The following is a 17,861-nucleotide window of genomic DNA, read 5'->3' as shown; positions in this document are numbered from 1 at the left end:
ACCCGGTCACCCCGGCGCGCCGCCGCGCCCCTGGCGCGGCCGATGCCGCCGTCTGCGAGGAGCCCGTACGTTGACCGACCGCACGACCCTGGAGCAGGAGATCGCCGCCGAGCAGCGGCACCTCGACCGGGTGTACGCCCGCCTCGCCGAGCTGCGCCGCTTCGCCGCGCAGGCCGAGAAGGACGGCTACCGCCTGGCCCGGGTGGGCAACTTCGGGGCGCTCGTCGAGCGGGACGCGATGGTCTTCCACGCCGCGCAGCGCCGGCACGTGCTCGACGCCGAGCACGAGGGGCTGGTCTTCGGCCGGCTGGACCTGCGGGAGGGGCAGGTGCTGCACGTGGGGCGGCTGGGGGTGCGCGGCGAGGACGCCGAGACCCTGGTGGTGGACTGGCGGGCCCCGGCCGCCGCCGCCTTCTACCAGGCGACGCCGGCCCAGCCGCTGGGCGTGGTGCGGCGCCGCACGATCTCCTCGTCGGCGGAGCGGGTGACCCGGATCGAGGACGACCTGCTGGACCCGGCGGCGGCCCCGCCGGACATGGCGGTGGTGGGCGACGGCGGGCTGCTGGCGACCCTGTCCCGGGCCACCGGCCGGGGGATGCGCGACATCGTGGCCACGATCCAGCGTGAGCAGGACGAGGCGATCCGCTCCCCCGCCTCCGGGGTGACGATCGTCTCGGGCGGGCCGGGCACGGGCAAGACGGCGGTGGCCCTGCACCGGGCGGCGTACCTGCTCTATTCCGACCGCAGCCGCTACGCGGGCGGCGGCATCCTGGTGGTGGGCCCGTCGGCGGTGTTCGTGGAGTACATCGCCTCGGTGCTGCCGTCGCTGGGCGAGGAGACGGCGACGTTGCGCTCGCTGGGGTCGCTGTTCCCGGGGATGGGCGCGACGCGCACCGACCCGCCGGAGGTGGCGGCGGTGAAGGGGTCGCTGCGGATGCGCCGGGTGCTGGAGCGGGCGGTGCGGGACGCGGTGCCGGGCGGGCCGGGCGAGCTGCGCCTGCTCTACCGGGGTGAGCTGCTGCGGCTCGACCGCCGGGAGCTCGACGGCATCCGGGACCGGGCGCTGGGCCGGGGCGCCCGCCGCAACGAGTCGCGCCGGGCGGGCTTCGACGGGGTGTTCGCGGCGCTGTGGGCGCAGGCCCGGCGGCTGAGCATCGGCCGGCTGCCGGAGCAGCGGGCGTTCGAGGACGAGATCGCCGAGCGGCCCGAGTTCCGCGAGTTCCTCAAGGCGTGGTGGCCGCGGCTGCACCCCCGGCACGTGCTGGGCTGGCTGGCCCGCCCCGACCGGCTGCGGCGGTACGCCGCCGGGGTGCTGTCCCGGGCGGAGGCCGGCCTGCTCGTCGAGGCGTACCGGACGCTGGACGCCGAGGGGCTCACGATCGCCGACGTCGCCCTGCTCGACGAGCTGGACGCGCTGTTGGGCAAGCCGGTGCAGCCGAAGCGGGCGAAGCGCGACCCGTTCCAGCTCGCCGGGGGCGTCCGCGAGCTGAGCACGCACGCCGACCGGCAGCGGGCGGCGCGCGAGGCGGCCCGGGAGCGGCCGGAGGACTACCGCGACTTCGCGCACGTGGTGGTCGACGAGGCGCAGGACGTGTCGCCGATGCAGTGGCGGATGATCGGCCGGCGCGGCCGGCTGGCGTCCTGGACGGTGGTGGGCGACCCGGCGCAGACCGCGTGGACGGGGGACCCGCAGGAGCTGACCCGGGCGCGGGACGCGGCGCTGGGCCGGCGGCGGCGGCACGAGTTCGAGCTGACCACCAACTACCGCAACTCGGCGGAGATCTTCGCGGTGGCGGCGGCGGAGATCCGCCGGCTCTACCCGGACCTGGCGCTGCCCCGGGCGGTGCGGTCGACCGGCGTGGCCCCGGTCGAGCTGACCGTGCCGGCGGCCGGGCTGGCGGCGGCGACCGTCGCGGCGGTCGGCGACCTGCTCGGCGAGGTGGAGGGCACGGTCGGGGTGATCACGCCGGTGCCGCGCCGCGACGAGGTCGCGGGCTGGCTGGCGGGCCGGGCCGCGCCGCGCCTGCAGGTGGTGACCAGCCTCCAGGCCAAGGGCATGGAGTACGACGGGGTGGTGCTGGTCGCCCCGGGCGAGATCCGGGCCGACCCGGGCTCGGGCGTGCGGACGCTGTACGTGGCGCTGTCCCGGGCGACCCAGCGCCTCGTCACGATCGACCCGACGGGCTGACCGCCCGCCCCGCCGTTCCCGGGGCGGGCCACTGTCGATCACTTGCACATATTGCGATGTGAGCATAGATTGGGCCCGGCGGGGATCACGGACGGAGGGTGCGGGCATGGGCGCAGGGCATGACCACCACCACGGGGCGGCGAACGTGGCGGACCGCCACTCGGGGCGGCTCTGGGCGGCGTTCGCGCTGCTCGCCGCGCTGATGATCGTCGAGGCGGTGACCGCGCTCGGCACCGGCTCGCTGGCGCTGCTCTCCGACGCCGGGCACATGTTCACCGACGTGCTCGGCATCGGCATGGCGCTCGCCGCGATCACCGCCACCCGCCGGGCCACCGCCGACCCGCAGCGCACCTTCGGGCTCTACCGGCTGGAGGTGCTCGCCGCGCTCGGCAACGCCCTGCTGCTCAGCGGCGTCGCCGTCTACGTCCTCGTCGAGGCCGTCCGCCGTTTCGGCGACCCGCCCGAGGTGACCACCGGCCCGATGCTCGTGGTGGCGGTGCTGGGCCTGCTCGCCAACGTCGCCGCGTTCGCCCTGCTGCGCAGCGGGGCGAAGGAGAGCATCAACATGCGCGGGGCGTACCTGGAGGTGCTGGGCGACCTGCTCGGGTCGGTCGGCGTGATCGGCGCGGCGGTGCTGATCATGGCGACCGGCTGGTGGTGGGCGGACCCGGCGGTGGCCGTCGCGATCGGCGTGTTCATCCTGCCCCGCACCTGGCGGCTCGGGCGGGCCGCGGTGCGCATCCTGGTGCAGGCCGCGCCGGAGCACCTCCAGGTGACCGCCGTGCACGACCGGCTGGCCGCCGTGCCCGGCGTGGTCGAGGTGCACGACCTGCACGTCTGGACGCTGACCTCCGGCATGGAGGTCGCCTCGGCCCACCTGACCATGGCGCCCGGCGCGGAGGTCGGCGCGGTGCTGACCGCCGCCCGCACCGCCCTGCACGAGGACTTCCACATCGAGCACGCCACGTTGCAGGTCGAGCCCGGAGCGGCCCGCGACGGCTGCGGCCCGGCCGGCTGGTGAGACCGGAATCCATCAATTTTTGCGACATTCGCGGCCGAATGGCCGACTTGACAGGTTTCATCCGCGTACCCTCCGTCACGGAGGCAGCGCTGGCCCCATATGCACCGGTAGGCTCAGCCCCGGCCACCGCCGGGCGGCGCCCTCCGGCGCCTGTGGTGGCCGCCGCCTAATCGCCCGTGGGCGAGCCGGGGAACCATGTGTGTGGGGTGCATCCGCTCCAGCGGTAGGGATCTTCCGTCCCGAACCCGTCAGCTAACCCGGTCGGCGGCTGACGGAAGGACACGCACATGCCAGTAGTGGCACCTGTAGGAAGGATCGCCGCCCGGGTGGCGGCGGCGCTGGCGCTGACGCTCGCCGTCGGCCTCGGGGTCGCGCCGGTGACGCCGGCCGGGGCCGCGCCGCCGGTCGGCCTGCTCGCCGCGCCCGGCGACGACGAGGAGGGCGGCACGCCCGCCCTGCGCGCCCAGCTCGAGGCGGCCAGCAAGGGCTACCTGGAGGCCAAGACCGCCCTCGACCGCTCGGTGAAGCGGCAGCAGCAGCTCGGCGGCCAGCTCAAGACGGTCGAGGCCGAGCTGGTCACCCGGGGCGCCAAGGTCGGCGAGATCGCCGGGGTGGCGTACAAGAAGGGCCGGCTCACCGCCGCCTCGGTGCTGCTCGACAGCAGCTCCCCCGAGGGGTTCCTCGACCGGGCCGCCGCGCTCGACACGATCGCCGCGAACGAGGACCGGGCGCTGCGCGAGCTGCTGACCACCCGGGACGAGGCGACGAAGACCCGGCAGGCCCTCGACGGCGAGATCCGCGAGCAGCGCAAGCAGGTCGCGCTGATGGGCAAGCGCAAGGAGCAGGCCGAACGGGCCCTCACCGTGGCCAACGACAAGGCCAGCAGCAGCGGCGGCGGGTCCAGCCCGGGCGGCACCTCCAGCGCGAACGCCACCCCCGCGAAGCGCAACTCCGACGGCTCCTGGCCGGCGGAGTCGTGCAGCGTCAACGACCCCACCCCGGCCAACGGCTGCATCACCCCGCGCACCCTGCACGCGCTCAACCAGGCCAAGGCCGCCGGCTTCACCCGGTACGTCTCCTGCTACCGCCCCGGCGGCTCCGGCGAGCACCCGAAGGGCCGGGCCTGCGACTTCGCCGCGCAGAAGGGCGGCTTCGGCGGCGTGGCCAGCGGCGGGGACCGCACCTACGGCAACAACCTGGCGGCGTACTTCGTGCGCAACGCCGACCGGCTCGCCGTGCTCTACGTGATCTGGTTCAAGCAGATCTGGCTGCCCAGCAGCGGCTGGAAGGCGTACAGCGGCGGAAACGGCGACCCGTCCAGCGACCACACGAACCACGTGCACCTGTCGGTGATCTGAGCCACGCGCCCCGGCGGCCCTCCCCCACGGGGGCGGGTCGCCGGGCGCTACGCCGCCCGGCCGAGCACCTCGCCGAGCCGGCGGGCCAGCCCGAGGTGCGCCGAGCGGGCCTGCCGGAAGGCGTAGCCGAACAGCGGCGTCGGCGCGGCCAGTGTGATCTCCACGTCGACGCGGAGGAGGCCGTCCGGCTCGTCGCGCAGCCGGGTGTGGTTACGCACCGTCGTGGCCGGCCGCTGCCGGGCCACCGTGACGATCTCGTCGTCGGTCACCGTCAGCACGTCCGCCTGGTACGTCACCCCGAAGCGCAGCGGCCCGGCGGCGAGCTGGTCGGTGATCGCGTAGCTGGCCAGGGTGCCCGGCCGGGGCGGCAGCCGGCGCACCCGCGTGATCAACGGATGCAGCTCGGTCTGCCGGGCGGGGTCACTGAGCAGCGCCACCGCCTCCGCCCGCGGGCAGCGGGCCTGGACCGAGTACTGGAAGCTCTCGCGCCGGGGCATCCGTCGATCGTCCCCCACCCGGGGGCGTGGGGGAAGGGCCGAACGCCCCGGCACGTGGACCTGCGCCGGCGGCCGCGTCAGGCGCCCGGCAGCACCTCGGGGGTGGCCGTGCCCGCGAGGTAGGGCTCCGGGGCGCCGAAGAGCCCGAGCAGGCCGGTCACCCAGAGCTGCCGGTGCACGAACCGGCTCGGCTCGGTGACGACCAGCTTCACCCCGCTGACCTCGGCGGTCTGGAAGCCGGCCACCATCGCGCTGATGCCGACGGAGTCGATGAAGGTGACGAGACGCATGTTCAGCTCGATGCGGGCGGGCCGCCCCTTGGTGAGCACCTCGGCGATGGCTTCACGCACCTCGTACGCGGTGTCGACGTCGATCTCACCGCGCGGGGCGATTTCGATGACACCACCGGAAAGAACCGACTTCACGATCGACAGGCTCACGCGAGCACCTCCACTCGCCCGTTGACGGGCGCCTCATCAGTACGCGGGCCGCGACCGAGAGTATTCCTCCGATGGCCTCGGTCGCCACCCCTCGGGATGAGCAATTCGTGGATCAGGGCAAAACACGCTGCCCTTATCCGGACTTTTCAGATCCTGTTTGCCGGACGACCGGCCCGGGGCCGGTGTCGCCGACCCAGGGTAGCGGTCTCCCCCGACCTTTGCGCGCACCCCGCACCCCGGGCGTGTGACCACCTTCCGTCACCGGCCGGACCCGCCGCCGTTGCCCGCCCCGCCTAGCATCGGCGGCATCCACACCCGTAGCACGGAAGGGACCACCCCCATGATCCGGAGACTGGCCGGCCTGGCCGGCGTCGGCGCGCTGCTCGCACTCATGCTGGCCTGCGGCTTCGGCGGCGCCGGGGACGACGACGATGACGATGACGACGACGACTTCGCCCGGGGCGCGGCGGTGGTGTCCGTACGCTGAGGGCACGGCCGACGCGCCGGGGTTTGCGGCGGCGTCGGGCGGGGCACTGCCCCGGTGGGCGGACCGCGCCGGGACAGTGCCCGGCGCGTCGGCCGCCCACCGGTCCCACGCCGCAGTCCGAAGTGGCCGCAAGCTTCGGCACCCGAGGAGGTAGCACGATGTTCGGAACCAACCTGCTGGAGCGCCGCAGCAAGCCGGAGCGGATCGCGGACCAGGCCTGGCAGCACCTGGCCTCCGCCGTCGTCTCCGCCGGGGACAGCGTGCGCGACACCGCCCGCTCCGCCCGGCGCAGCGGCTCGGGCCTCGCCGACGACGCGGGCGACCTGGTCGGCTCCGCGGCCGACGAGGCGCGCCGCCGGGCGGTGCGGGCCTTCGACGCGCTCGCCGGTCGCCGGCCCGCCCTGCCCTGGGCGCTGCTGGTCGGGGCCGCGCTGGCCGGGGCGGCGATCGGCTGGGCCGCCGGTTCGGCGGCGCGGGCCGCCGGGCGGCGGGGCGAGCGCGACGTCGAGGAGATCGAGTTCGTCGACGTCGACCGGCCCAACTCCCCGGTCGGCCTGGACGGCTGACCCCTGTCCGGCCGGGTCCTGGACGGCCGACCCCTGCCCGGCCGAGTCCCGGGCGGCTGGCCCCCGGCCGACCGTCGCCGCCGGTCCGCCGAGGAGCGCCCGAGGCCCGGCGAGCACGCGGGGCCGGCAACCGTCCGGGCCCCTTCGAGACACGAACCGGGCCGGCCTCCGTGCGGGGAGGCCGGCCCGGCGTGTCGGGACCGCGCGGGGCGGTCAGTGTGCGGTCAGTTGGCCGTGCAGGTCAGGATCGCCGGGGTCGAGTTGGCCCCGGTCCCGCTGGCGACGAAGCCGAAGGTGGTGCTGCCGCCGACCGGCAGCGCCCCGTTCCAGCCCGCGTCCCGCACCACGACCTGCGCCCCGGTCTGGGTGTAGGTGCCGCCCCAGAGCTGGGTGATCTGCTGGCCGCCGGGGAAGTTCCAGACCACTCCCCAGAAGCTCTTCGGCGAGCCGCTGTTGTTCTTCACGGTCACCTCCCCCTGGAAGCCGCCGGACCAGGAGGTCGTCACCTTGTACGTCGCCGAGCAGGCCCCGGCCGGAACGGGCGTGCCCGTCGGGGTCGCCGGAGGCGTCGTGACCGGAGGCGTGGTGGCCGGGGGCGTGGTGGCCGGCGGGGTCGTCGCGGGCGGGGTGGTCGCCGGCGGGGTCGTGACCGGGGGCGTCGTCGCCGGCGGGGTGGTCGCCCCGCCGAGCCGGTCGGCGACGATGATGCCCCGCCCGTTGGTGCCCAGGTAGGCCCGCCCGTAGACGCGCGGGTCGCCGGTCAGCGCCTCGCCCGCGTTGCCGTACTGGTGCTTGTCGTCGTTGATCCGGACCCAGGCCGCGCCGGTGTTGTCCGACCGGAACAGGCCGGCCTGCCCGTCGACGGTGCCGAAGACGAACAGCGCCGGGTACGTCTGCCCGGGGGCCGCCTTGCCGAAGCCCACGTTCACCGCCGACGACACGCCGGCCTGCTTGACGAAGGTGGCCCCGGAGTCGGTCGAGCGCCACAGCCCGCCCTCGCCGGCCAGCCAGATGTCGCCCTCCTTGCCGGGCACCGCCTTGAACTTCACGTTCCCGGTGCTCGGCAGCCCGGTGGCCGCCGACGCGGTGAAGCTCGCCCCGCCGTTGGTGCTGACGTAGAACCTGCCGCCGGAGAAGCCGTAGAACTTGTTCTTGTTGACCCGGTCGGACTCGACGACGGCGTTGGCCGGGATCCCGGTCGCCGCGGTCCACGAGTTGCCGAAGCCCACCGAGCGGACGACCTGCTGGCCGGCGTCGCCCGGCGACCAGACGAACTGGCTGCCGTCGGCGGACGCGGCGACGGTGCCGCCGTTGTTGATCCCGCCCGGCTCGCTGCCCTGGAACCAGTTGGCCCCGCCGTCGGTGGAGAACGCGACATGGCTGTCGTTGGGGCGGTCGGCGTCGGTGAAGTTGCCGGCCCGCACCATCGTCGCCGGGTTGGTCTCGGCGTAGTCGATGCTGGTGGTGCTGGTGAAGACCGGCTGGCTGAAGATCTTCGCCGGCACCGCGTCGAGGTCGGTGTGCCGGAAGCCGCCGAGGTCACCGAGCGCGCTGACCAGCGGGGCCCCGGTGGGCGGGCTGATCAGGTCGAGCACGGCGGTCTCCTCCAGGCCCTTGACCATCGGCTTGATGGTGAGCTGGCCGCCGGTGTCCCACTTGGTCAGGTCGGTGCTGCCGTAGATGGTCGCGCCGGTGCCGTACATGAACCGGTTGGAGTCGTGCGGGTCGATCTCGACCGACTCGTTCATCCAGCCCAGCTTCGGCGTCTCCTCCGGCGGGGCCGGGTTGGTGCCGAAGGTCAGCCACGGCACCGAGGAGATGTCCATGGTGTACTTCTTGCTGCGCTCCGGGTAGCTGGTGAACTCCCAGATCCGGGACCAGGTCGCGCCCCCGTCGGTGCTGCGCCAGAAGATCGCGTCCGGCCACCAGGAGATCTGGGTGGCCACCATCAGGGTGTTCGGCTTCTGCCGGTCGATGGTCAGGCCGGAGTAGCCGAAGTACGCGTCGGAGCTGGACGACGGGATCGGGCTGATCTGCGTCCACGCGCCGGTGGCCCGGTTGAACTTCCACACGTCGCCCTTGGCCCCGTCGTACGGGCCGCCGGTGTCGCTGGTGGCGATGTAGAGGTAGCCGCCCACCGGGTCCACGACGCCCTTGTGGGCGAGGTAGCCGGTCGGCTGGCCGGGGATCCGCTCCCAGGTGGCGCCGCCGTTGGTGCTGCGGTAGACCGGGTTGGCCTTGTCGGCCACGCCGACGTAGATCGTCTGGGTGGCGTTGCCGGCCGTGCCCGTGCTCTTGTCGAACGAGACCCAGGTCAGGCCCTGGTTCTGGCTCTGGTAGCCGGTGGTGTCGTTCGGGTCGGCCTTGTAGTTGCCGACGTTGGGGAAGTTGGCGACCTTGGCCCAGGTCGCGCCGTAGTCGGTGCTGCGCCACAGGCCGTTGCCGCCCTCGGCGCCGTAGTAGATCGTGCTGTTCTTGTTCGGGTCGACGGCGAGGCGCTCACCCATGCCCCGGCCGGGCATGTTGCCGCCGTTCTTGAACGGCAGCTCGGTGGCCTGCCAGGTCGCGCCCTTGTCCGACGAGCGCAGGATCGCGCCGTTGTTCGGGTCCCAGTCGTTGGTGTACATGCCGACGGCGGCGTACACCCGGTTGGTCTGCACCGGGTCGGTGGCGACGCTGACCACGCCGTTGTAGCCCCACTTGTCCGCGCCGACCCAGTCCAGCAGCGGCGTCCAGGACTGGCTGGCCTGCTCCCAGCGGTACAGGCCGCCGATGTCGGTGCGGGCGTAGATCAGGTTCTTCTCGGTGGGGTTGAAGACGACGCCGGGGACGAAGCCGCCACCGTCGATACGTACGTTCTTGAAGGAGTACGGCTCCGAGGCGGCCGCGACCGCCTCGGTGGACGGGGCGACGGTGAACTGAACGGCCACGACTGCCGTGGCGGCGGCCAGCACGGTGGTGACCGCGCCGACAAGACCTCTCCGCATCTGCGGTTTCCTCTCGGGGATGCCCGTGATGGTGGGACGAGCACGACGTCGGCGGTCGACGGACGACCGTGCCCAGGCCCGACGTCGGGGCGCGGGAAGCCTGCCCGGGCTTCCCACCGGCGCGCGCGGCTCCCGCTGCCGAGGAAGGCATTCACGGTAACCTCTACCGGGCCGAGTTAGGAAGCACTCCAAACAAACTCGCCCGGCCGGCGGGACGGCGACGGCCGATCAGTCGAGGTGGTAGACGTACCAGTCTCAGTCGAGGTGGTAGACGTACCCGTCGCCCACGGCCTCGCGCCGCACGCCCAGCCCGTCCACCGGCCGGGTCTCCGCGCCCTGCCACGGGGTGCCCGCCGTGTAGGCCGGCAGCACCACCACCGTGCGCACCCCGACGCCCCGCAGGTACGCCACCGACGCGGCGTCCGGGAAGCCCGCGCTCGCCGCCCGGATCTCCTGCTGCTTGGCCGGGACGAACGACGCCAGCCCGTTGACGATCTTCGGGAAGCCGTCGGTGGACCAGAGCATCACGTGGAACTCCCGGATGCCGTCGCTCGGCAGCACCAGCGCCGGGCCGCGCAGCCCGTGCATCGCCGCCGGCGCGACCGGGGCCGGCACGTGCGGCGTCCGGTTGACGCCCTCGGCGAGCACCAGCAGCACCGGCAGCACCAGCACCAGCCGCCCCCAGCGCCGCCACCCGCCGCCCGGCCGCCCCGCCTCCTCCGCGCCCGGCTCCGAATCGGTGTCGCCCACGGTCAGCGCCCCGGCGGCCAGCACGCCCAGCAGCAGCGTCGTCCACAGCACCAGCCGGCCCGGGGTGCGGACCCCGTCCCAGCCCGGCACGTGCTCCACCAGCGTGACGTACCCCGGGTCGCCGTCCCCGCCGAGCGTGGTGCCGGCGGCCAGCGCCACGGTCACCAGCGCCCCGACGGCCAGCGCCACCCGGTGCCGCACCCGCCAGGCCGACACGAACAGCCCGGCGGCGGCGAGCCCGATCAGCACCATCCCGGGCAGCAGCGTCATTTCCCCGGCGAAGGTCAGCGAGGCCCGCGCCGTCTCGTGCCGCTCCCCCCACAGCCACGACTCCGGCGGCGCGGTGAGGAAACCGCGCAGCGGCGGGGAGAACATCGCGATCTGCTCGACCGTGCGCCGGCCGTCCGGGTGCCGGGCCACCACCTCGAAGTAGGGCGCGGCCATCAGCAGGGTCACCCCGGCGAAGAACACGCCGCCGGCCAGGTCCGCCACCAGCAGCCGGCGGCCGAACGCCGGCCGCCGCCGACGCCGCCACCACAACCAGCCGTACCCGCCGGCCGCGCCGAGGCAGAGCAGCGCCAGCGCGTACGCGAAGGGCAGGCCGATGCCGAAGCCGAGGCTGACCTGCCAGGCGGCGACCGCCCAGCCGGCCACCGCCCAGCCGGGGCGCGCCCGCTCGGGGCGGTAGCCGTGCCGCAGCGACCAGCCGTGGCCCCGGGCCAGCATGGCCAGCGCCAGGGCGATCCCGCCGATGCTGAGCACGTGCAGGTGCCCGGCCTGGGCCAGCTTCCACGGCGCGTACGCGAAGGACGCCCCGGCCACCGCCGCGCCCGCCCGGCCCGCGCCGAGCTGCCGCGACAGCGCGTACGCGCCGACGAAGGCGAGCGCGTGCACCAGCACGTACAGCAGGTTGTAGCGGGCCACGGCGGCGACCGGCCCCTCGCCGAAGAAGCCGAACGGGGCGTAGCCGAGCAGCGTGTCCGAGTACGCGTACGTGTACGGCTCCGGCCAGAACGTGTTCGAGTGCCAGAGCTGCGTCGGGTTGGTGAGCACCGCGTGCCCGCCCCAGGCGACCTGCCACGCCTGCAACGTCGGGTCGCCGACGTCCTGCGGGATGGTGCCGGTCAGGTCGCGCGCCGTCGGCCAGGTCAGCACCACGGCCAGCAGCAGCGACCCGAGCACCGCGAGGGTCCACTCGTGCCGGGCGAACCGGGCGAGCCGTCCGGCCACCGCCCGCCCCCGACCGACGGCCGCCGGCGGCCCGGTGACGTCGACCGGTGCCGCCTCGCCAACCTCACCCATCGCCTGCTCCCCGCTCCCGACGGTCAACGCCGCCCCAGATCGTGCCGGACCGCCCGCCGTCTTGTCGACCATCATCACTGCAAGGCGGGGCCCCTTGTTAACGCTTTCTGCATAGGAAGGGCCCCTTCCTAACCGCGCGGCCCGGGGAGCGGCACGGGCGGGCCGTCAGATCAGGCGCAGCTCCCGGGCACGACGGACGGCCTCCCGGCGGCGGGTGGCGTCCAGCTTGCGGTAGATGTTGCGCACGTGCGTCTTGACGGTGTTCACCGACAGGGACAGCTCGGCGGCGATCTCCACGTTGGACAGGATGCTCTGCAGGTAGCGCAGGATGGTCAGCTCCCGCTCGGTGAGCGGCTCGTCGAGCGCCCGGTCCGACGCGGGACCCGGCGCGGGGCCCGGCCGCGCGGGCGGCTCCTGTGCCGCCCGGACCAGGTCGCTCACCGTCGGCCAGTGGGCCGTGCCGGAGTCGAGGTGCGCCGCGAGCAGGTCCCGCACCCCGGGCTCGGCCCGGGTGAACGGCCGGCGGAACCCCTCGTCGGCCGCCAGCTCCAGGACCCGCTCCAGCGTCCGCCCGGCCCGTCGGGCGTCCCCGGCCCGCGCGGCGAGCGCCGCGTCGAGCAGGCCGGCGTCGAGGCGCACCGGCAGCGGCCAGGCGGCGGCGTCCGGGCCGTCCCAGCGCGGCAGGGCGCGGGCGGCGGCGGCCGGGTCGCCGGCGCGCAGCTCGACCCGGGCCAGGGCCACGGCGGCCGCCCCGGCCGGGCCGTCCGGCCGGCCCGGCGCGCCGGCCAGCAGCTCCCGGGCGGCGTCGGCGTCGCCGTGGGCGGACCGCAGGTCCGCCTCGGCGGCCAGCAGCCAGGCCGCCAGCTCCCCCGCGCCACCGCCCCGCCCGGCCGACGCAGACGCGGACCGGCCGGCGACCCAAGCGGGCCCGGACCGGTCGACGACCAGCACGGACCCGGACCGGCCATCGGCGGGCGCGGGCCCGGACCGGTCGGCGGTGGGCGCGGGCGCGGGGCCGTCGCCGGTCGTCGGTGGGGCGAGGGCGTCCCGGGCCGCCGCCAGCAGGCGTCGGCCGGCGGCCGGGTCGCCCCGGTCGCGCAGCAGCGTCGCCCGGCACAGCGCGGCGAGCGCCGCCGCCGCCGGCTCGTCGGCGGCCGGGCCGGCCAGCGCCAGGTGCGCCTCCGCGTCGTCGGGCCGGTCCCGGTGCAGCGCGACGACGGCCAGCGCCAGGTGGGCGTACGCGCAGTCGGTGCGGCAGGACCAGCCCTGACCGGGCGGCATCGCCAGGGCCTCCCCGGCGGCCCGCTCGGCGGCCCGCAGCTCGCCGAGGGCCGCGTGCAGCAGGGCGGAGCGGCTCGCGCAGAGCAGCGCGGTGCGCGCCCGACCGGCCGCCCGCGCCGCCGCGAGCGCGGCGTCGAATTCGGCCGCCGCGCCCCGCAGGTCGCCGCCGGAGAGCGCCACCAGGCCGAGGGCCGCCCCGGCCGTCGCCCGCACGTCGGCGTCGTCGGCGGCGCCGGTGCGCGGGTCGCCCGCCGACCCCTCGGGGGTACGCGTGGCGAGCAGGCGCGCCGCCGCCCGGCGTACCTCGTCGTGGTCGCCGGCCAACCGGGCGAGGGTGACCTCCAGGGCGACGGCCAGCCGACGGAACCGGTCCCGGCGCGGCACGGGCAGCGACCGCGCGTGCCCGGCGGCCCGGCGCAGCTGCGCGGCGGCGGCGTCGGCGTCGCCCGCGTGGGCCCGCTCGGCGGCGGCGGCCAGCGCCAGCTCGGGGTCCCGCCGGACGGCGGCCTCCGGGGGCGCGGCGGGGACGGGCCCGCCCGCGCCCTCACGGTCGTACGGCACGAGGTCCGGCCAGCCGGTGACCAGCAGCTCGGTGGCCGCGTCCCAGCGCCCGGCGGCGAGGGCGTGCCGCAGCGCCTCGGCGGGGCGGGCGTGCCCGGCGTACCAGTCGGCCGCCCGCCGGTGCAGGTCCCGGCGCTCCTCGTCGGTCAGCTCGCCCAGCTCGGCGCGGAGCAGGTCGGCCAGCAGCGGATGGCAGCGGTACCAGGGCGGCCGGCTGTCGTCGCGGTCCACGAAGCCGCCGGCCGCGGCCAGCGCGGTCAGCGCCCGCCCGGCGTCGGAGCGGCCGGTCAACGCGTCGACCAGGTCGGCGCTGACGGCGTCGGCCACCGTGCTGCGGCGCAGCGCGTCCCGGGCCGCAGCGTCGAGCGGGTCGAGCACCTCCGCGCGCAGGTAGCCGGCCACGTCCGGCTCGTCGCCGCCGAACTGCTCCAGCCAGCGCACCGGGTCCGGCCGGTCCCGCGCGGCCAGCGCGGCCAGCCGCAGCCCGGCCGCCCAGCCGCCGGTACGCGCGCGCAGCCGGGGCACCGCCGCGGCCGGCAGGAGCACGCCGTGCGCGACGAGCAGGTCGGCCACCTCGTCGTCGGTGAAGGCCAGCTCGGCGGGGCCCACCGTGGTCAGCTCACCGGCGAGCCGCAGCCGGTGCAGCCCCGCCGGCGGGTCGGTGCGGGCCCCGGCCACCACCCGCAGCCGCCCCCCGGCGTGGCGGAGCAGGAACTCCAGGCCGGTCAGCGCCGCCGGGTCGGCGACCCGGTGCACGTCGTCGAGGACCAGCAGCACCGGGCGGTCCCGGGCGGCCAGCGCGGCGGCCAGCAGCTCCAGCCGGTCGGGCCGGGCCGGGTCACCGGCGGGCGCGTGCGGGTGCAGGGCGGCCGTCAGGTACGCCCACAGCCGCGCGCCCGGGTCGCCCGCCTCGACCGACACCCACGCCGGGGCGGGCTCGACGCTGCGGGCCCAGGACCCGAGCAGGGTGGTCTTGCCCCAGCCGGCGGGAGCGGTGACCAGGGTGAGCGCCCCGGCGACGCCCTCGTCCAGCCGGCGCAGCAGGCGGGGCCGGACCAGCACCGGCTCGGGCAGCGGGGCCGGCGTGAGCCGGGACGCCAGCAGCGGCCCCACCGGCCCGGGGTCGGCAGCCACGGTCGCGCCGTCCACCTCGTGCTGCGTCATGCGGCACCCCCACGCCACGCGTCCCTCCCCGGCTCGTGCGGCGGGCGGTTACCCGGCCCCGGCCGGTTCACCCCTTCGGGGGGATCCCGGTTCACCCGGCCGCCGCCGAGGCTGGGGGCACCGGCCGTCGGCCGCGCGGGTCCCGCCGTGCCGACGGCGGACCGGCGGGGCGAGCCCGTCGGCGGCCGCAGTGGAGAGGCGGGTGGGACGGATGGGACGGGGCAGGCGGGGCGGTCGGGCGCTGGCCCGTACCGCCGGGGTGGTGGCCGGTGCGGTCGCCGGGGTGACGGTGGCGCGGGTGCTGCGCGCGCCGTTTCGGGGCGGCCGCCCGCGCGAGGCCGGCCCGCGCGACGGCTGGCAGGTGGTCACGATCGACCGGCCGCCGGAGCGGGTGCTGCCCGGCGGCCGGTGGCCGGAGCCGCTGCGCCGGCTCGACGGCGCGGTGGAGGTGGCGCAGGGGCCCGCGCCCGGCGGGCGCGGCACCGAGCTGGCGGCCCGACCGGTGCGCGGCGTGCCGGTCACCGGGATGGCCGCCCACCTCGTCGGCGGCGACCCCGCGCCGCTGGTCCGCGAGGCGCTGCGCCAGGCCAAGCAGCTCGCCGAGACCGGTGAGCTGCTGCGCGCGGACCGTTCCCCGGTGGAGGGACCCCGACCGGTCGGCCCGGCGGGACCCGGCGGCGACCCGGCGGGGCCCGGATGAGGGCGCTGTGCTGGCTCGGCGCGGACGGCCTGGCGGTGCGCCAGGTGCCCGACCCCGAGCTGCGCAACTCCGCCGACGCCATCGTCCGGGTGCGGCGCAGCGCCACCTGCGGGGCGGACCTGCCGCTGCTCGCCGGGCGGGCGGCGGCGCTGTCCGTCGGCGACGTGCTCGGCCACGAGTTCCTCGGCGACGTGGTGGAGGTCGGCCCCGGGGTGCGGCGGCACCGCATCGGCGACCGGGTGGTGGTCTGCGCGGCCGTGGCCTGCGGCAACTGCTGGTACTGCCGGCAGGGCCTCTTCGCCTGCTGCGACAACGGCAGCACCGGGCCGGCGGCCGCCGAGGCGGCGTGGGGGCAGCCCACCGGCGGCTGCTTCGGCCAGCCCCGGTCGGCCGGGGGCTTCGCCGGCAGTCACGCCGAGTACGTCCGGGTGCCGTACGCCGACGTCGGGGCGTTCCCGGTGCCGGAGCCGGTGGACGACGACCGGGCGGTCTTCGCCTCGGACGCGGTGCCGGCCGGCTGGCTCGCCGCCGAGCTGGGCGAGGTGTCCTCGGGCGACGTGGTGGCGGTCTGGGGCGCGGGCGCGGTGGGCCAGATGGCCGCGCAGGCGGCGCTGCTGCGCGGCGCGGACCGGGTGGTGGTGATCGACCGCTACCCGCAGCGGCTGAGCCTGGCGCAGCGGCACGTCGGCGCGGAGACCCTCGACTACCTGAGCGTCGACGTCCCGGCCGAGCTGCGGGAACGCAGCGGCGGGCGGGGCCCCGACGTGTGCGTGGAGGCCGTCGGCATGGCGTGGGACGGCGTCGAGCCCCGGTCGCTGGCCGAGCGGTTCGCCGCCGCGTGGCCCGGCGCCGCCGCCGACCGGCCCATCGCGGTACGCGAGGCGGTGCACGCCTGCCGCAAGGGCGGCACGGTGGTGGTGCTCGGCACGTTCACCGGGTTCGTCGACACGTTCCCGCTCGGCGCGGTGATGCAGAAGGGGCTGACCGTGCGCGCCGCCCGGCAGCACGGGCAGCGCTGGATCCCGATGCTGCTGGACCGGATGGCGCGCGGCGAGATCCACACGGGGCACCTGGCCACCCACCACCTGCCCCTGGAGCAGGGCGCGCTCGGCTACGACCTGTTCCGCACCCGCGCCGACGGCTGCCTGCGCACGGTCTTCACGCCCTGAGCGCTCTGCGCGGCCTGCCGCTCTGCGCGCTCTGCGCGGCCTGACCGCTCTGCGCGGCCGTCGTCGTGCCGGGGGCTCGCCGACGGTGGCAGACTCGCGGGATGCGTGAGGATCGGGCGTACGACGTCGTGCTGTTCGGGGCGACCGGGTTCACCGGCGGGCTCACCGCCGAGTACCTCGCCCGGCACGCGCCGCCGGGGCTGCGCTGGGCGCTGGCCGGACGTAACCCGGCCAAGCTGTCGGCCGTCCGGGACCGGCTCGCCGGCATCGACCCGGCCCTGGCCGGGCTGCCGCTGCTCACCGCCGACGCCGGCGACCCGGAGTCGCTGCGCCGGGTCGCCGGGGACGCCCGCGTGGTGGCCAGCACCGTCGGGCCGTACGTGCGGCACGGGGAGCCGCTGGTCGCCGCGTGCGCGCGGGCCGGCACCGACTACGTCGACATCACCGGCGAGCCGGAGTTCGTCGACACCACGTACGTGCGGCACCACGCCGAGGCGGTCCGCACCGGGGCCCGCCTCGTGCACGCCTGCGGCTTCGACTCGGTCCCGCACGACCTGGGCGTCTGGTACACGGTCACGCAACTGCCGGCCGACGGGCCGGTCACCGTCGACGGGTTCGTCCGGGCGGGCGGCCGGTTCTCCGCCGGCACGTACCATTCGGCGCTCACCGCGTTCTCCCGGGCCGCCGAGGCGGGCCGGGCGGCGCGGGAGCGGCGGGCCGTCGAGCCGCGCCCGCCGGGCCGCCGGGTCCGGGCGGTGGCCGGCAGGGTCGGCCGGTCGGCGGAGCTGGGCATGTGGGCGGTGCCGCTGCCGACCATCGACCCGCAGGTGGTCCGCCGGTCGGCCGCGGCCCGGCCGGAGTACGGGCCGGACTTCCGCTACCGGCACTTCGCCGCCGTGCGGCGGCTGCCCACGATCGTCGTCGGCGCGGTCGGGCTCGCCGGGCTGACCGGGCTGGTGAAGGTGCCCCCGGCCCGGCGCTGGCTGCTCGGCCGGCTCGCCTCCGGGCAGGGGCCCAGCGCCGAGCAGCGGGCGAAGTCGTGGTTCCGCGTGCGCTTCGTCGGCTCCGCCGGGGACCGGCGGGTAGTGACCGAGGTGGCCGGCGGCGACCCCGGGTACGACGAGACGGCGAAGATGCTCGGCGAGTCCGCCCTCTGCCTGGCCCTCGACGACGGCCTGCCGCCGGTCGCGGGCCAGGTGACCCCGGTGACCGCGATGGGCGACGCGCTGCTGCGCCGCCTCACCGCCGCCGGCATCGCCTTCCGCACGCTGGAGGTGTAAGGAGGGGCCCCCTGTTAACGCTTTCGGTATAGGAAGGGTCCCCTGCAAACATCGCCGCCCGACGAGCGGCGTGGGCGCGGCTTGACCCTCGACCTGGTGGAGGGCACAGG

At 76.4% G+C, this 17,861-nt stretch carries 13 protein-coding genes and 1 riboswitch; of the genes, 8 read left to right on the top strand and 5 right to left on the bottom strand.

Annotated elements, in window-relative coordinates:
* Nucleotides 1–70: 70 nt before the first annotated feature.
* From HDA31_RS05950 to HDA31_RS05940, 3 genes are all read left to right on the top strand, one after another.
* A complete protein-coding gene (locus HDA31_RS05950; protein ID WP_178066010.1) occupies nucleotides 71–2,188 on the top strand; it encodes a HelD family protein in 2,118 nt (705 codons plus the stop codon).
* Between the two features lie 106 nt (nucleotides 2,189–2,294).
* Nucleotides 2,295–3,209, top strand: a complete 915-nt coding sequence (locus HDA31_RS05945) for a cation diffusion facilitator family transporter (RefSeq protein ID WP_178066011.1) — start codon at nucleotides 2,295–2,297, stop codon at nucleotides 3,207–3,209.
* A gap of 153 nt (nucleotides 3,210–3,362) precedes the next feature.
* A riboswitch (cyclic di-AMP (ydaO/yuaA leader) is annotated at nucleotides 3,363–3,492 on the top strand.
* A 4-nt stretch (nucleotides 3,493–3,496) separates the two neighbouring features.
* Entirely contained in the window at nucleotides 3,497–4,567 is a 1,071-nt protein-coding gene (locus tag HDA31_RS05940; RefSeq protein ID WP_074474673.1) for a coiled-coil domain-containing protein, read from the top strand.
* A 47-nt stretch (nucleotides 4,568–4,614) separates the two neighbouring features.
* Here the strand turns inward: HDA31_RS05940 and HDA31_RS05935 are convergent, their stop codons facing one another.
* Complete coding sequence (locus HDA31_RS05935; protein WP_178066012.1) at nucleotides 4,615–5,064, bottom strand: SRPBCC family protein; 450 nt, start codon at nucleotides 5,062–5,064, stop codon at nucleotides 4,615–4,617.
* A 77-nt stretch (nucleotides 5,065–5,141) separates the two neighbouring features.
* Nucleotides 5,142–5,504: an STAS domain-containing protein gene (locus tag HDA31_RS05930; RefSeq protein ID WP_043966924.1), complete on the bottom strand. Its 363-nt coding sequence runs from the start codon at nucleotides 5,502–5,504 to the stop codon at nucleotides 5,142–5,144.
* 340 nt (nucleotides 5,505–5,844) lie between these two features.
* Here HDA31_RS05930 and HDA31_RS05925 point away from each other — a divergent pair, with 340 nt between their 5' ends.
* Both HDA31_RS05925 and HDA31_RS05920 read left to right on the top strand, forming a co-directional pair.
* Nucleotides 5,845–5,991 carry a hypothetical protein gene (locus tag HDA31_RS05925; RefSeq protein ID WP_165878219.1) on the top strand — a complete coding sequence of 49 codons (147 nt, stop codon included), beginning with the start codon at nucleotides 5,845–5,847 and terminating at the stop codon, nucleotides 5,989–5,991.
* 158 nt (nucleotides 5,992–6,149) lie between these two features.
* The gene (locus tag HDA31_RS05920) at nucleotides 6,150–6,557 is read left to right on the top strand and encodes a hypothetical protein (protein ID WP_074474671.1); all 408 of its coding nucleotides are present in this window, start codon (nucleotides 6,150–6,152) and stop codon (nucleotides 6,555–6,557) included.
* A gap of 224 nt (nucleotides 6,558–6,781) precedes the next feature.
* Here the strand turns inward: HDA31_RS05920 and HDA31_RS05915 are convergent, their stop codons facing one another.
* The 3 genes from HDA31_RS05915 to HDA31_RS05905 form a co-directional block, all read right to left on the bottom strand.
* The gene (locus tag HDA31_RS05915) at nucleotides 6,782–9,544 is read right to left on the bottom strand and encodes a cellulose-binding domain-containing protein (protein WP_178066013.1); all 2,763 of its coding nucleotides are present in this window, start codon (nucleotides 9,542–9,544) and stop codon (nucleotides 6,782–6,784) included.
* 255 nt (nucleotides 9,545–9,799) lie between these two features.
* On the bottom strand, nucleotides 9,800–11,596 hold the full coding sequence (locus HDA31_RS05910) for a hypothetical protein (protein WP_178066014.1): 1,797 nt from the start codon (nucleotides 11,594–11,596) through the stop codon (nucleotides 9,800–9,802).
* A 165-nt stretch (nucleotides 11,597–11,761) separates the two neighbouring features.
* Nucleotides 11,762–14,602, bottom strand: coding sequence for a LuxR family transcriptional regulator (locus HDA31_RS05905; RefSeq protein ID WP_178066015.1), 2,841 nt, complete (start codon nucleotides 14,600–14,602; stop codon nucleotides 11,762–11,764).
* A 211-nt stretch (nucleotides 14,603–14,813) separates the two neighbouring features.
* Here HDA31_RS05905 and HDA31_RS05900 point away from each other — a divergent pair, with 211 nt between their 5' ends.
* The 3 genes from HDA31_RS05900 (at nucleotide 14,814) to HDA31_RS05890 (ending at nucleotide 17,751) form a co-directional block, all read left to right on the top strand.
* A complete protein-coding gene (locus tag HDA31_RS05900) occupies nucleotides 14,814–15,302 on the top strand; it encodes a hypothetical protein (protein ID WP_246384076.1) in 489 nt (162 codons plus the stop codon).
* Nucleotides 15,299–16,471, top strand: coding sequence for an alcohol dehydrogenase catalytic domain-containing protein (locus tag HDA31_RS05895; protein ID WP_178066016.1), 1,173 nt, complete (start codon nucleotides 15,299–15,301; stop codon nucleotides 16,469–16,471). The genes HDA31_RS05900 and HDA31_RS05895 overlap by 4 nt, the downstream gene beginning before the upstream one ends.
* 101 nt (nucleotides 16,472–16,572) lie before the next feature.
* Complete coding sequence (locus HDA31_RS05890; protein WP_074474667.1) at nucleotides 16,573–17,751, top strand: saccharopine dehydrogenase family protein; 1,179 nt, start codon at nucleotides 16,573–16,575, stop codon at nucleotides 17,749–17,751.
* Nucleotides 17,752–17,861 lie beyond the last annotated feature (110 nt).

Origin of the sequence: Micromonospora carbonacea (assembly GCF_014205165.1) — a bacterium.
Taxonomy (GTDB): domain Bacteria; phylum Actinomycetota; class Actinomycetes; order Mycobacteriales; family Micromonosporaceae; genus Micromonospora; species Micromonospora carbonacea.
The sequence above is the reverse complement of the archived record's forward strand: the minus strand, read 5'-3'. Positions and strand labels throughout refer to the sequence as shown.

Coding starts and splice junctions, on each gene's coding strand:
- HDA31_RS05945 (WP_178066011.1), top strand. CDS start 2,295: ATGGGCGCAGGGCATGACCACCACCACGGGGCGGCGAACGTGGCGGAC.
- HDA31_RS05940 (WP_074474673.1), top strand. CDS start 3,497: ATGCCAGTAGTGGCACCTGTAGGAAGGATCGCCGCCCGGGTGGCGGCG.
- HDA31_RS05935 (WP_178066012.1), bottom strand. CDS start 5,064: ATGCCCCGGCGCGAGAGCTTCCAGTACTCGGTCCAGGCCCGCTGCCCG.
- HDA31_RS05925 (WP_165878219.1), top strand. CDS start 5,845: ATGATCCGGAGACTGGCCGGCCTGGCCGGCGTCGGCGCGCTGCTCGCA.
- HDA31_RS05920 (WP_074474671.1), top strand. CDS start 6,150: ATGTTCGGAACCAACCTGCTGGAGCGCCGCAGCAAGCCGGAGCGGATC.
- HDA31_RS05915 (WP_178066013.1), bottom strand. CDS start 9,544: ATGCGGAGAGGTCTTGTCGGCGCGGTCACCACCGTGCTGGCCGCCGCC.
- HDA31_RS05910 (WP_178066014.1), bottom strand. CDS start 11,596: ATGGGTGAGGTTGGCGAGGCGGCACCGGTCGACGTCACCGGGCCGCCG.
- HDA31_RS05905 (WP_178066015.1), bottom strand. CDS start 14,602: ATGACGCAGCACGAGGTGGACGGCGCGACCGTGGCTGCCGACCCCGGG.
- HDA31_RS05900 (WP_246384076.1), top strand. CDS start 14,814: ATGGGACGGGGCAGGCGGGGCGGTCGGGCGCTGGCCCGTACCGCCGGG.
- HDA31_RS05895 (WP_178066016.1), top strand. CDS start 15,299: ATGAGGGCGCTGTGCTGGCTCGGCGCGGACGGCCTGGCGGTGCGCCAG.
- HDA31_RS05890 (WP_074474667.1), top strand. CDS start 16,573: ATGCGTGAGGATCGGGCGTACGACGTCGTGCTGTTCGGGGCGACCGGG.